At 42.9% G+C, this 13,603-nt stretch carries 10 protein-coding genes; 4 read left to right on the top strand and 6 right to left on the bottom strand.

Features of this window, described 5'->3' with window-relative positions; translation table 11 throughout:
• Nucleotides 1-56: 56 nt before the first annotated feature.
• The 4 genes from alr to DB520_RS08695 all read right to left on the bottom strand — a co-directional run bounded on the left by alr (nt 57) and on the right by DB520_RS08695 (nt 6,167).
• Nucleotides 57-1,214, bottom strand: coding sequence for an alanine racemase (alr, locus tag DB520_RS08710; protein WP_114749293.1), 1,158 nt, complete (start codon nt 1,212-1,214; stop codon nt 57-59).
• The gene (locus DB520_RS08705) at nt 1,208-3,166 is read right to left on the bottom strand and encodes a hypothetical protein (protein WP_232834890.1); all 1,959 of its coding nucleotides are present in this window, start codon (nt 3,164-3,166) and stop codon (nt 1,208-1,210) included. Before DB520_RS08705 ends, alr begins: the two co-directional genes overlap by 7 nt.
• 165 nt (nt 3,167-3,331) lie before the next feature.
• Nucleotides 3,332-4,552, bottom strand: coding sequence for an ATP-grasp domain-containing protein (locus DB520_RS08700; protein ID WP_114749291.1), 1,221 nt, complete (start codon nt 4,550-4,552; stop codon nt 3,332-3,334).
• Between the two features lie 241 nt (nt 4,553-4,793).
• Nucleotides 4,794-6,167 (bottom strand): sigma-54-dependent transcriptional regulator, encoded by a 1,374-nt coding sequence (locus tag DB520_RS08695; RefSeq protein WP_114749290.1) that lies wholly within the window; start codon nt 6,165-6,167, stop codon nt 4,794-4,796.
• A 287-nt stretch (nt 6,168-6,454) separates the two neighbouring features.
• Between DB520_RS08695 and murI the strand changes: the two genes are divergently transcribed.
• The 3 genes from murI (at nt 6,455) to DB520_RS08680 (ending at nt 10,460) form a co-directional block, all read left to right on the top strand.
• Entirely contained in the window at nt 6,455-7,267 is an 813-nt protein-coding gene (gene murI / locus DB520_RS08690) for a glutamate racemase (protein WP_114749289.1), read from the top strand.
• Between the two features lie 166 nt (nt 7,268-7,433).
• Nucleotides 7,434-9,317, top strand: a complete 1,884-nt coding sequence (locus DB520_RS08685) for an amidophosphoribosyltransferase (RefSeq protein WP_114749288.1) — start codon at nt 7,434-7,436, stop codon at nt 9,315-9,317.
• A 90-nt stretch (nt 9,318-9,407) separates the two neighbouring features.
• A complete protein-coding gene (locus DB520_RS08680; protein ID WP_114749287.1) occupies nt 9,408-10,460 on the top strand; it encodes a M42 family metallopeptidase in 1,053 nt (350 codons plus the stop codon).
• Nucleotides 10,461-10,529: 69 nt separating this feature from the next.
• On the opposite strand, the gene DB520_RS08675 is transcribed toward DB520_RS08680, so the two are convergent.
• Both DB520_RS08675 and DB520_RS08670 read right to left on the bottom strand, forming a co-directional pair.
• Nucleotides 10,530-10,979, bottom strand: coding sequence for a hypothetical protein (locus DB520_RS08675; protein ID WP_114749286.1), 450 nt, complete (start codon nt 10,977-10,979; stop codon nt 10,530-10,532).
• A complete protein-coding gene (locus DB520_RS08670; protein WP_114749433.1) occupies nt 10,960-11,571 on the bottom strand; it encodes an acyl carrier protein phosphodiesterase in 612 nt (203 codons plus the stop codon). The genes DB520_RS08675 and DB520_RS08670 overlap by 20 nt, the downstream gene beginning before the upstream one ends.
• Before the next feature lie 72 nt (nt 11,572-11,643).
• Between DB520_RS08670 and DB520_RS08665 the strand changes: the two genes are divergently transcribed.
• Nucleotides 11,644-13,578, top strand: a complete 1,935-nt coding sequence (locus DB520_RS08665; protein ID WP_114749285.1) for an AAA domain-containing protein — start codon at nt 11,644-11,646, stop codon at nt 13,576-13,578.
• Nucleotides 13,579-13,603: the final 25 nt, after the last annotated feature.

The following is a 13,603-nucleotide window of genomic DNA, read 5'->3' as shown; positions in this document are numbered from 1 at the left end:
CCCAAAGATAACTACAGAGCAGGAATCAAACTTGGGTTCACCCTTAAATGAAACAATCACCTGACAACGGTTCTCGGAATAGCTGCGGGAAGGCGGCTCAGCATTTCATTGTTTAGGAGTTGGGTAGCATTTGTAAAACTTGACACGTTGATGACTGCATTACCCTGTCTTCCGATCAGCACCACCTCATCCCCCACCTTGACGTCAGAAATATGGGTGATATCCACCATAAACAGGTTCATGTTGATCAAGCCAACTATAGGTGCTTTTTTGCCTGCAATCAAAACTTGTCCCCTATTGGAAAGTGCCCGGGGATAGCCATTGGAATACCCTAGTGGAAGCACTGCAATTTTCATCTCATGGGTGGCTTGAAAAGCCGTGCCATATCCAATGAATTCTCCCTGGTCCACCATTCGGATATCCATAATGTCGGTTTTCCAACTGAAAATCCTTTTTAAGGCTGAATCAGACTTTTTATCAACCTCGTGCAGGTGGTTAAAATAAATTTCAGGACTAGGCCAAAACCCATATTGGGCCACACCTACACGAACCAAATCATACACTGTATCAGGCATGGCGAGTGCTGCGGCAGAGCAGGCAATATGTCTGTACTTGGGCATTAACCCCTTGCTTTGACAACTTTTGAGGAAGGATTTATACCTTTTATGCTGCATATCAATTTTGAATTGGTTGGCCATGCTTTCGGCACCCCCAAAGTGAGTACACAAACCTTCAAACACGAGATGCTCCTGATGTTTTTTGAGAAAGTTCAACGCTGGGGCAAACTCGTCTTTTTGCATACCTGTACGGTTAGCTCCCGTCTCCATCTCTATATGGACTTTAGCTGGCTTTCCCACTTTTTTGGCTGCCTCTAACGCCTTTGGCAACCTGTCATAATTGTACACAAAAAACTCAATGCCGTGCTCCACTGCCCATGGGATATCTTCTTCATAGATTATACCCATAATCATAATCCTGCTTTCCTTTTTGCAAGCATTAAGCACCTGCTCCGCTTCAAAGGAAGAAGCTACCGAAAAATGCTGTACACCACATTTTTCGGCCATGGGAACAAAAGATTCTATCCCATGGCCATAGGCGTTTGCTTTTACAACCGAAGAAAGTACAGCCTTTTCTCCAATTTTCTTTCTAATGAAATTTATATTGTTTTTATAGGCCGATTGTTTTAACTCTATCCTAGAACTGTGCTTTACCATTTTTTTCTTATGTCTAGCCAATTGTAGGATTGTCCCCAACTCTCCTTGGCTATCTGCCTTACTTTCTGCACTTCCTCTATCGGCACGTTTATCATTTTTTCTGTTGCTTCTAACGTATTGTAATGAAATGCGTAAACCCTGGCTGCAAATTGATATAGTGGCAAGGAAGACTCTCCATAAACCTCACCTTTACCTACCACTGAGGGTTTGATTCCCTGACCCCAGTCTTGCCTTCCCTCATTGTTTGGGTTGAGGAAGTACGCCCTTAAGATTCCCTCAGGATCTTTGTCAACCCTTAAAAGGGATACGGCATGGAAGCCTAACATTTCGGCTTTTGCCGAGGTGATAAAAATCCCAACCGGATTTGGGTAAACCAATCTGTTTCCACCATTGAAATCCGGATGGCAAGTTGCATAAAACACCTTCACAAAACCATCAAAATCTATGATGGCATCTGACATATAATCATACGCTGAGGCAAATCCTACTTGAATCCATTGCCCGTATAAAGCAGGGTTTACCCACTTATGAGGATCCTCCCCGCGTCCTGAGGCAAGGCGCATCATTTCATTATATACCCTGTCCAGCATTGGCACCAATGTTACTGATACGGCATCTAGGTTGTGATCCAAGGCCTGAACTAACCCTTGGGGAGTGGTGGAATACTTAACTTCCCTACCCTCAAACCTAAATGTAAGATCATCATATACCGCAGCCGTCTGTATCATATGAATCAACTTGGCAGGTGCATGCTGACTCCACATACTGATTCCCCTAGCACTTTGGCAAGTGGGATTATTGCCCTGGCCTACGCCAAGAGGCTGACCCAATATTCTTAAAACTGCGCCAATCAAATATTGTTTTGGGCTCACTTTTTCATGGGGAGTCCTAGTGGATTTGAGAATCCTTTTCTCCACCTCGGGGTGTATCTTAATGGTAAGTAGGTTTGACAAACCTGACCTTACCGCTTCCCTAGAAAGTACGCTGTTTTCCAGCATTTTGGCAAGTCCGTATATACATTGGGCATTAAAGGGATCAATGATTTCCTTAATCAGTTGAATAACATAAGTGGACAACTCATTGAACCTTGCTACTCCTGAGGGGTTAAGTCCTAAACATAGGGGAATGATCTCCACCTTTTTGGTCTCCACTAAAAAAAGGAGCAAGCTGGCCTGGAATTGGCTCACAAGGCCGTGCTTCAACATCATTTCCCCAATTTCCTGCGATTCTGCCTTTAACTCCTCCGGGCTTAAACTGGAAAGTGTTTCTCTATAAGTCCTAAAATCATGGTCTATGCACCTTTTAGTAGGCCTGTAAATACTTCTTTGGAAAGAAAGTAACTTTCTGTCATCTGGGTTTTCCGGATCCAGGGATATTTTTTCCTTTACCCAGGCGATTATCTTCCTTTGCTTCTCGGTTACTACCGGCCTCTGCTCACAAATCAGGTATAGCTCTTCGGCAATTTTGGCTTTCACCTGATCGTAATCCGTGTAAGCAGACAAAAATTGAAACAATGAATGTACCTTGGATAGCTCATGGTCGCTCATTACCAGACGCGTTTCCTCAAGGGGTTCGTTAAAAACAAATTCCAGATTGGAAACGACAACCTCTTGTATATAGTTAGCTGCCTCATGCTGGGTTAAATTTCCGACCTTCATTTTTCCATTGGCAATGGCCAACAGCCTTATCTCACTCAGAATTTCTATGGTGGAATTCGGGTGTCCGCTCTTCAATGTACCATTCACTAGGGTAGGCACCAGTTTTGAAGGATCCGCCCAAGGAGACCCCAAAAATATGCCTGCCTCCGACAATTTTTCAATTCTTTCAAACAAAAACTCCAGCCCACTCCTTGAATCAGCCATTATATCAATCTGACCCATTAATTTCTGGGCTTTTTCAGGTTTGGTGAGTGCCGTGGCAGCACTATATTCCTGAAGTAATTCTTCAAACATGTCTTGGTGTTTATCCACAACGGCTTGATTTTCCATACGACCTTTCTCCTTCTCTAATATATATACTATGTAAACTTTATACGTATTCCATTTAACAGTAAATGGAAAATTTAAAAATAAAACCCTTCCATTGGAAAGGTTTTATGACTTTTTTTTCTGACAAAACTACTGATAGAAGTCTACATTTTCATAATGAAGAAGTAGTTCCCTCATTCTATCGGGATCTTCTCCTTTGAAATTCACCGTGCCAAAATGGTTCCCGAACCCTTCTCTGGTATCTAGTTTTTGGGTAGTCAGCGGGGGTACCAAAGTATGATCTAGGAAATAAGATTCTTCCTTAAGTTCCTCCGGAATCACCAGTTGGGAAATCCGGTTCTTGCGCGGATAAATCATCACGTTTCCATAAAATTCATTTGGCCTGGCATCTGGAGCGGGCAACAATTCTTTTAGCTCCTCCTCCGGCAAATTGGGATCATGGCAACAGACAAAAGCTGCCAAAGCATCAAATCCATATGCCTTACTGGCCAATTCCAAAATATGTCCTCCAGGAATCCTGCAAGCCACTTCACCGAAACTCAATTCATCGTTTTCGGTTAAGAACCACTCAGGGTGAATCATCCCATACTGAATACCAAAAATATTCACGAGCTTTTGCATTTCCTGCATGATTCGCTCCCTTTTGCTGTTCAGGTGCTTTCCTTCTGGTATGAAATTGGAATAACCAAGTTTCACATATTCAGTAATGTTCAAAAACCTGATTTTACCCCCGTGGATAAACGCCTCACAGGAGAATTCAGTTCCGGGAAGGTGGCTTTCCGCCAAACAGGGAAAATCCCCCTCTTCGCATTTTCTGTCTACATCCGCTTTTGACTTGAGAAGGCGGTGACCCACTGTACCTGCTGAGGCAAAAGGTTTAATATGAACCCAAGAATCCTCCTCCCCTTCGATTTGAAGGTTTGCTTCATTCAGCCTATCCATGAAGTTTTTCACTCCCTCCTTATTATAGACTTCTTCGAAAAGCCCAACCCTCAATCCTCCGATCAGTGCTTTTCTTTTCATCATTGCCTTATTCCGGAATAAAAACGCACGATTAAGTACCTTTGGGTCATCCCTGAATATGGAATTCAATGCACCTGCCCACTCTACTGTTTCTTCAAACAAGGGCACTGCTACATCTGCATCAAATGCCTTCAACTTTTCAAGAAGGTCCAAAGAGTTAGAAGTGTCGCTCCATTCATTAAATTTATAGGGAACAAAAGGAATATTGTTTTCCTCAGCATAGGACTGAAAATCAGGAAAAGAAACCACTACGAATGGTTTCCCAAGTTTCTGCATACTTTCAATTACGGGTAAACTCCAACCCATCAGTGCAAAACATTTAGCCATAGTTATATCTTTTTTGATTTGGTATAGGAAATATGCAAAAAACAGGCTAGAATCAGTTTATTCGCCAAAAGATTTGAAATTATAAGAATATCCCTACATGGGCAAAGAATAGTTAAATCTTAACTGTGTAGTTCAGGTACAAAAAGCCTTTTTAATTAAAAAAGATTACGTTTTGGGAATCTGAAGGTAGCCTAGAATCCACAGCTCCTTGGGTTTCTATAGGTACCTAATTTTGTTCCAATCATTCTAAGTTATATTTATCCAGTTTATTATACAGGGTTTTCCTGTCCATATTCAACATTTTGGCTGCTTTTGACTTGTTGTAGCGAACCTCATGTAAGGTTTTGATGATAAGTTGCTTTTCTTGTTCTTCAAAACTTGTTTTCAGGTCTATGGCTGAAGAAACTTCCTCTGATGCCTCTACATGGTCTATTTTGGGTTTTTGAATAATTTCCATCGGTATTACCTCCCTAAAGATTTCGCCCTCGCCCGTAATCAAAACAGCCCTCTTGATGACATTCTTCAGTTCTCTTAAATTTCCGGGCCAAGAATATACCCTGAATATTTGCTGTACATCCTCGGATAATCCGGTGACTTTCTTCCCCAATTGTTCGTTGCTTTGTTTTAAAAACAAATCCGCAAAATAAAAGAGGTCATCCTTTCTTTCCCTCAAGGGACTCACGTGTATGGTGAATTCATTTAACCGGTGAAATAAATCCTCCCTGAAATCTCCCTTATTGGCACATAGCATCAAATCGTCGTTGGTGGCAGAAACAATGCGAACATCCACAGAAATGTCTTTATTACCTCCCATTTTCCGGATCTTGCGTTCTTGGATGGCTCTCAAAAGTTTAATCTGAACCTCATAACTTAAGTTCCCAATTTCATCCAAGAAAATAGTGCCGCCGTTGGCACTCTGAAAATGCCCTGTTTTGTGGTCAATGGCACCAGTAAAAGCCCCCTTTACGTGCCCGAAGAGCTCACTTCCAGCAAGTTCTTTGGAAAGAGCACCACAGTCAACGGCAATAAAAGGCCCATCTTTCCGCTTGGATTTTTGATGAATCCTCTTGGAAATGTATTCCTTACCAGTGCCACTTTCCCCCAAAACAATCACACTCATATCCGTAGGGGCAACCAAATCAATATACCTCTCCAGTTTTTCGGCCCCACTGCTTTTACCCACCAAGTAAGTAGGTTGGCCAGTCTCTTTAGGGGGATTGGGGGATTTGTTGGCTCTCTTGACCTGGTTTTTAGTGTTTTTTTTCAACCCCTCCTGTACCGCCAGCAGCAATTCATCTGGATTTACAGGTTTAGTGATATATTCCGAAGCCCCCATTTTCATAGATTTCACCGCCGTTCGAATGTCGGAATAGTTGGTGATTAAAATCACAGGTGATGGATGCTCAGAGGAAATAATGTGCTCCAAGACCTGCATACCCGTACCATCCGGCAACCTGTAATCTGTAATTACCAAATCAGGGACTATTCTGGCATATAAACCTATTCCCGCTTCCACTCCTGTGCAGACTTCCACCTTATACCCATTTTTTTCCAAAAAATTTCTAATAATCTTGGAATAGGTGAGGTCGTCTTCTATCAACAAAACTTTATTCATAAAGATAATGGGTGATCCAAATAGAAAGGGATTCCAATCAAATCCATTCTACGCTACCAAATGCTATCAAATTAATCCATGATCATAAATTGAGCCAATTTTTAAATTTCCAAGCTAGGCTCCCTTTCTTTCCAATCCGCATTGAATTCCACAATGTAACAATTTTTTTTTTCGAAAAAGTATTAGTTTATTTGTATCTATTAAATAAACTTTAAACTCTTCGCTTGCATTCGCCCTCAAGTGCGTGAACTTGGGGGCTTTTTGGTTTTTTTAAAAAGATTAACGAGATGGCATCCAAGGCTAGCGCACCCATTGGGATATTTGACAGTGGCATAGGGGGGCTGACCGTAGCCAAGGCTGTAAGGCAGCTTCTCCCAAAAGAGCAAATTATTTATTTTGGGGATACGGCTCATTTACCCTATGGGGACAAAAGTACCGCGGCCATACAGGCCTATTCCGTTAAGATTGCAGATGTACTTTTGAAATCCGGATGCAAGCTCATCCTTATTGCATGTAACTCTGCTTCTGCAGCAGCTTTTGACCTGGTAAAGGAATATGTCGCCTCAAAGGCCTTGGTGTGCAATGTCATAGACCCAGTGGTCGATTACTTGCGTGAGTTTCACCCGGATCAAAAAGTAGGGCTTATAGGTACAAAGCAAACCATACACTCAGGGGTGTACCTGCAAAAAGTCAATGCACTAGATGTTGGTATCACCTTAGAATCTCTTGCCACCCCTCTTTTGGTGCCGATGATTGAAGAGGGCTTCCACAAGAATGAGGTGAGTCATGCCATCATTGACTCCTATCTTTCACAGTCCATTTTTGAAGGAATAAGTGCCTTGGTATTGGGCTGCACGCACTATCCTCTTATTAAAAATCAGATTTCTGCCTATTATCAAGGTGAGGTGAAGATCATCGACAGTTCTGAAATCGTCGCAAAGTCTGTCAAAGCACTGCTGGAATACCATAACCTATCTGACAAAGGGGTTAAAAGAGATGATCAGTTTATGGTCTCCGATTTCACTCCCTCTTTTCAGCATACCACTAAGTTATTTTTTGGGGAAGCAATCACCCTGGAAAAATATCCTTTGTGGGAATAGCCAGCCAGATTTTGTTAATTTTTGGTAAATCCGTGCACTTATTTAATTTTTTATAAAATCTAGGGGATTTTCATATTAGTTTTTGTGTTAGTTCATTTAAGCATTATTAGAAACAAACGCTAAAAAAGGTTTACCTTTGTAAAGGATATTACTCCTTCCTAGTCCTATGAGTGATCAAATCAAACATGAGTGTGGGATAGCCATGATAAGGCTAAGAAAACCATTACAGTATTACATCGACAAATACAATTCTCCCACCTATGCTGTCAATCGACTCTATGTCTTGATGCAAAAACAGATCAACCGGGGCCAAGACGGTGCTGGGGTCGCCAATATTAAGATAAACACCAATCCTGGAACCCGCTATATCAGCCGGTACCGTTCCGTAGAGTCGGAGGCGGTAACCAAAATATTCCAAAAAATAGCAAAGAAATACAAGAAGGCCAGAAAACATGGCTCTGAGCAAAGCCTTATGGATGCCGACTGGCTAAAGGAAAATGTAGCTTTCAGCGGAGAGGTATGGCTTGGGCATCTTAGGTACGGAACCCACGGGGAAAACAGCATAGAAACCTGTCATCCTTTCCTTAAACAGAACAACTGGAGAAGCAGGAATTTGGTCATGGCGGGAAACTTCAACATGACGAATGTGGAGGAGCTTTTTGACATCCTGGTTCACCTTGGACAGCACCCTAAAGAAAAGACGGATACCGTGACAGTCATGGAGAAAATAGGGCATTTTTTAGATGAGGAAAACCAACGGATTTTTGACAAATACAAGGACACTTATTCCAACCGGGAAATTACCGAGGTCATAGAGCAAGAATTGGACGTAGCCCGTATTCTCAGGAGAAGTTGTAGGGATTTTGACGGAGGGTATGCGATGGCTGGCCTCATTGGAAACGGAGCCAGTTTTGTGGTGCGGGACCCCATAGGCATTAGGCCTGCCTATTATTATGCAGATGACGAAATCGTGGTAATTGCTTCCGAAAAGCCCCCAATCAAAACTGCATTTGATATAGAATATAAAGAAATCAGGGAAATCAAACCAGGAAATGCCCTTATCGTAAATAAGGACGGTAGTTTTGGGGAATATGAAATTATTCCTCCAAGGGATAAAAAATCATGCAGCTTCGAGCGCATTTATTTTTCTAGAGGCACTGATCCTGATATTTATAGGGAAAGAAAGAACTTGGGAAGAGCTCTGGTACCCCAGATCCTCAAGGCCATTGATTTTGACCTCAAAAACTCAGTTTTTTCCTATATCCCCAATACCGCGGAGACCGCATTTTATGGTATGATAGAGGGTCTGGAAGATTACCTCAGTGCAAGGCGAAGGGAGGTAATGCTGGAAGGCAAACCCCACCTTGGAGATGTAGAGGAATTATTGAACTTCCGTCCTCGTGTAGAAAAACTCGTCAGCAAAGATGTAAAGGTAAGAACCTTTATCACCAATGATTCGGACAGGGATGTCTTAGTTTCCAACGTGTATGATACTACCTACGAGGTAATTCGCCCTGGGGTGGACACCATTGTTGTAATAGATGACAGCATAGTGAGGGGCACCACTTTGGAGAAAAGCATTCTTACCACGTTGGACAAACTGAAGCCGAAGCGTATCATCATTGTCTCCTCGGCCCCACAAATCAGGTTCCCTGACTGTTATGGTATTGACATGTCCAGGATGAAGGACTTCATTGCCTTTCGAGCTGCAGTTGCATTGATAAAAGAAAGGGGAATGGATTTCGTCATGGATCAAATCTATGACAAATGCATCTCTACCCCCAATGCGAATGAAAATTACGTAAAAGAAATTTATTCGAACTTCACTGATCAGGAGATATCCGACAAAATTGCCCAAATTATCACCTCCGAAGATATTCAGGCCCATGTAAATGTGATTTACCAGACGGTTTTTAACCTAAACCAGGCATGCCCCGATCATTTGGGGGATTGGTATTTCACCGGTGATTTCCCCACTCGTGGGGGCATGCGGGTGGTAAACCGGGCATTTGTCAATTATATGGAAGGGAAAATAGTAAGGGCCTACTAAAGTAATAGAGAAACCATAAATCCAAAAAGGCGGTATTTTCTACCGCCTTTTTTTTATTTTTAGGACAATTAATTCATAAAAAACATCACAATGTCTATCAACGTAGCACTACTTAAATCCATCTGCGAACTACCCGGTGCCCCGGGATTTGAAAAAAAAATAAGGGATTTTGTCCTGGAACAGGTAAGCCCCCTGGTCGATGCCGTACAGGTGGATAATTTGGGAAATGTCATTGCCATCAAAAGAGGGAACAGAAATCCCGAAAACAAGCGGGTAATGGTAGCCGCCCATATGGATGAAATTGGCTTTATCGTCACCCACATCGATGATAACGGCTTTTTGAAATTCCACTCCCTGGGAGGTTTTGACCCAAAAACACTTACCTCCCAAAGAGTAATCGTGCACGGTAAAAAAGACTTGATAGGGGTAATGGGAAGCAAACCCATTCACGTGATGAGCACGGAGGAAAAAAACAAACTACCTAAACTCACGGACTACTTCATAGACTTGGGCATGCCCAAGGAAGAGGTGGAAAAATACGTCACCATTGGGGATCCTATCACAAGGGAAAGGGAACTTATTGAAATGGGTAATTGTGTCAACTGCAAGTCCATTGACAACCGTGTGGCGGTTTTTATCCTTATCGAAACGCTAAAACAATTGGAGGACCCCGCATATGATGTGTATGCCACCTTTACGGTACAGGAAGAGGTAGGACTGAGAGGAGCTAACGTATCCGCACATTTGATAAACCCAGATTTTGGCATTGCGCTGGATACTACTATCGCTTATGATGTCCCTGGTGCCTCTGCCCATGAGAAAATCACCGAATTAGGAAAGGGTACGGCCATCAAAATCATGGATGCCTCCACCATTTGCGACTATAGGATGGTCGCTTTTATGAAAAGTACCGCGGAGAAATTCAAGATCAAGTGGCAACCGGAGATACTTACAGCAGGAGGTACAGACACCGCTGGGGTGCAACGCATGGGAAAGCAGGGTTCCATTGCAGGGGCTATTTCCATCCCTACCCGGCACCTGCATCAGGTAATAGAGATGGCAAGCAAAGAAGACATACATGCTAGCATCCACTTGTTAAAGGCCTGTTTGGAAACCCTGGACGCCTACGATTGGAAACATTAATTGAATAGTTAAGTGCATCAGTGGGGGTTGTCTTCTATGAGAGCCTCTTGCTGATGCACTTTTTTCACCTCAGGCTTTTATTTTTTTCTTTGGGAGTTTTTTTCTTAAGTATGTCAACAAATCATCGTATTCCAAGTGTTCATGATTACTGATGGCAATGCTGAATTTATCGTCAAAAATCAGGCTCAATTGTTTAAACTCCCTTTTGTTTGCAAGCACCTTTTCTTCTTGCCATCCCAGTACTTGGTTGAGCGCATAGACTCTCTTCATACGCCTCAAGGGCAGGCTTACGATGATTTGGGATTTGCCCGCAAGTACGAACTTAAATCCCGCCATCATTTTCACCAAAAGTAGCAAGAGCACCACAGTGATAATAGTACAGGCAAACAAGTAAAAAACCAGCCCATAAGAAGCTCCCCTATGAAAATCAGAAAACAGGTAGGCCAAACCTGCTATTAAAACCACGACAATGAAACTTAGGGAAAGGTAAGTGCTGATTTTAGGTCTGCAACGTATCATAATTTTGCTGTATTTCTTGAAGTTTAGCCCTGGAAAAATTAATCAATTCGGGGAAGAAAGCTTGAAAATAGGAGAAAAATGTTTCTCTATGCGCATCGAGGAAACGGGGTGCTTCCTCCAATTTTGAGCGAAAACTGGTCTTTTTTGAAATCCCGGTAAAGCTCTTTTTCATACCATCCATGGTGCCATAGGCCACAAGCCAATTTTCCTGTTTCATAAACTGATACATGTGGAGAAAGCTACTCGGGAGGATTTCCCTATGCGCATCCAAAAGACCATAAACTTCCTGGGCGAATTTGAAAATGGGTTTAGAATGATATTGGTCCCAATCTCTGGACAAAAAATAATCAAAAAACACATCTGTGATCACCACGCTGTACCTTGAAAAGTAGGGCTTAAGGATTTCCTGGGCCTCTTTCACTACCTCATGTTGATCGGTATAGCTATCTATCTCCCTGTGTAGCATTATCCCGATGACAATATCTTTATCAAACTGTGCCTTAAGATCACCTCTTACAAAGTCACCAATAAAATTACCTACCAGTATCTTTGGGTGGTCAAAGGACAAATACGCATGTGCAAGAAAATTCACTACTCCATTCCCTGTTTGGTTGAACGAAAAACACCCTATATTAGCCAATTGTTTGGAAACACAGGCGCGAGTATGGCAAATTTACAAGAAGAATTAGATAATACTAAACAACTGCTAAAGCTGGAGTGGAAGGAAGACCTGGAACAGTTCAGACAAAAAACGCAAAGCAAATCCATCCAAGAGAGAAAGGACGCCGGTACCTGTTGGTACCCAGTGCAGTTGGTAAAAATGAAGTCCGGCCTAGCGGATAAGTTAATCGTGGAGATCATATATCCAGAAAAGTTACAGTCCCATGGATTTCAATCTGGCAAGACCATTTCCTTTTTCTCCAATGAAAAAACAACGGGAAAATTACGTTCCGGCATAAACGGGGTCATCAATACGGTGAGGGGAAACTACATGGCTATCACCCTTCCTACAGAAAGGCTTCCAGAATGGATGACAGATGGTAAGCTGGGAATTGATTTAATGTTTGACGAAAGCACCTACAAACAAATGGACCTTGCCATGTCCAAGGTTATAAAGGCGAAGGAAGGAAGACTTTGGCAACTCAAAAACATCCTTTTGGGAGAGGAAGGGGCTACCTTTGACAATTCGGCTAGTATCCATCCAGACCCTTCCCTTAATCCGGGTCAAAACCAGGCGCTTTCCTTGGTAGCCTCCGCAAAGGATGTTGCCATCATTCACGGCCCCCCGGGCACTGGCAAAACCACCACCCTAGTAGCGGCTATAGGTGCTGGCATCCAAAGATACCATCAGGTGTTGGTATGTGCGCCGAGCAATGCCGCGGTGGACCTTCTGGTGGAAAAACTTGTGGAAAAAGGCATAGCCACACTTAGGATAGGCCACCCAGCAAGGGTAGATGATGATATTCTTCAACAAACCTTGGATGCTAAAACCTCTCAGCATGCCGTTTACAAAGACCTCAAAACGCTGCGAAAAAGGGCAGAGAGCCTGAGGAGCCAAGCCAAAAAATACAAACGCACCTTTGGCCCCAGTGAAAGAAGCCAGCGGGAAAAGTCTTGGGAACAAGTAAGGATGATCAAAGAGGAAATCCGACAACTGGAGGACTATATCCAAATGGATATCTTTCAACATACCCAGGTATTTGCCTGTACCTTCTCCGGGGCAGGCTCACCCACCATGAAGGGAATGCGTTTTCCTATCGTCTATATCGACGAAGCTGCCCAAGGGCTAGAACCGGCTACCTGGATTCCAATCCTTTATTCCGACAAAGTCATCATGGCTGGAGATCACTGTCAACTCCCCCCCACCATAAAATCCTTTGAAGCGGGAAGAAGAGGACTCAAGGAAACTCTTTTTGAAAAAACGATCTCCAGACAACCCCGAGCTGCCAAAATGCTATTTAGCCAGTATAGGATGCCCTCCCTAATCATGGGGTTTTCTAGTAGGCACTTTTATGAAAACCAGCTAGAAGCAGCCCCCACTACCTATTCTCACAGGCTCTCCGAGGATTTACCGATCCTTCAGTTTATAGATACTGCCGGAAGTGGCTTCCAAGAGCATACCGACAAGGAAACCCTCAGTACCATGAACGAGGAAGAAGGCAGGTTTGCCCTTTTGCGGCTGGTAGATGTGGTGAAAAGCCTGGGTATTAATGTGTTTTTGGACAACAAATGGAACATAGGGGTGATTTCTCCCTATAGGGCACAAGTGGAGGCATTAAAGGAAATGCAAGAGGAACAGGAATTTTCGGAGCACCTTAAACCCATTCAGGAATTACTAACCATCGATACTATAGATGGTTTTCAGGGTCAAGAAAGAGACCTTGTTATTATCAGCCTAGTAAGGAGCAATGCTGATGGTATTATAGGTTTTTTGGGGGATACGAGAAGGATGAACGTAGCCCTTACCAGAGCGAAGAGGCAGCTTATTGTCATCGGAGACAGCAGTACCTTGGGCACACACCCTTTTTATAAAGAGTTTCTTTCTTATATTGACGAAAACAACTGCTATTCCAGTATTTACGAGTGGATGGAACACTAGCCAAAAACCCAAACCTAAACAATTG

Source organism: Pleomorphovibrio marinus (assembly GCF_003347495.1).
Classification (GTDB): domain Bacteria; phylum Bacteroidota; class Bacteroidia; order Cytophagales; family Cyclobacteriaceae; genus Pleomorphovibrio; species Pleomorphovibrio marinus.
This window is presented reverse-complemented; position numbering and strand designations above follow the sequence as displayed.

What these genes read in the sequence shown, in the direction of transcription:
- DB520_RS08675 (WP_114749286.1), bottom strand. Translation starts at nt 10,979, where the DNA reads ATGATACGTTGCAGACCTAAAATCAGCACTTACCTTTCCCTAAGTTTC.
- DB520_RS08665 (WP_114749285.1), top strand. Translation starts at nt 11,644, where the DNA reads ATGGCAAATTTACAAGAAGAATTAGATAATACTAAACAACTGCTAAAG.
- murI (WP_114749289.1), top strand. Translation starts at nt 6,455, where the DNA reads ATGGCATCCAAGGCTAGCGCACCCATTGGGATATTTGACAGTGGCATA.
- DB520_RS08685 (WP_114749288.1), top strand. Translation starts at nt 7,434, where the DNA reads ATGAGTGATCAAATCAAACATGAGTGTGGGATAGCCATGATAAGGCTA.
- alr (WP_114749293.1), bottom strand. Translation starts at nt 1,214, where the DNA reads ATGGTAAAGCACAGTTCTAGGATAGAGTTAAAACAATCGGCCTATAAA.
- DB520_RS08705 (WP_232834890.1), bottom strand. Translation starts at nt 3,166, where the DNA reads ATGTTTGAAGAATTACTTCAGGAATATAGTGCTGCCACGGCACTCACC.
- DB520_RS08700 (WP_114749291.1), bottom strand. Translation starts at nt 4,552, where the DNA reads ATGGCTAAATGTTTTGCACTGATGGGTTGGAGTTTACCCGTAATTGAA.
- DB520_RS08680 (WP_114749287.1), top strand. Translation starts at nt 9,408, where the DNA reads ATGTCTATCAACGTAGCACTACTTAAATCCATCTGCGAACTACCCGGT.
- DB520_RS08695 (WP_114749290.1), bottom strand. Translation starts at nt 6,167, where the DNA reads ATGAATAAAGTTTTGTTGATAGAAGACGACCTCACCTATTCCAAGATT.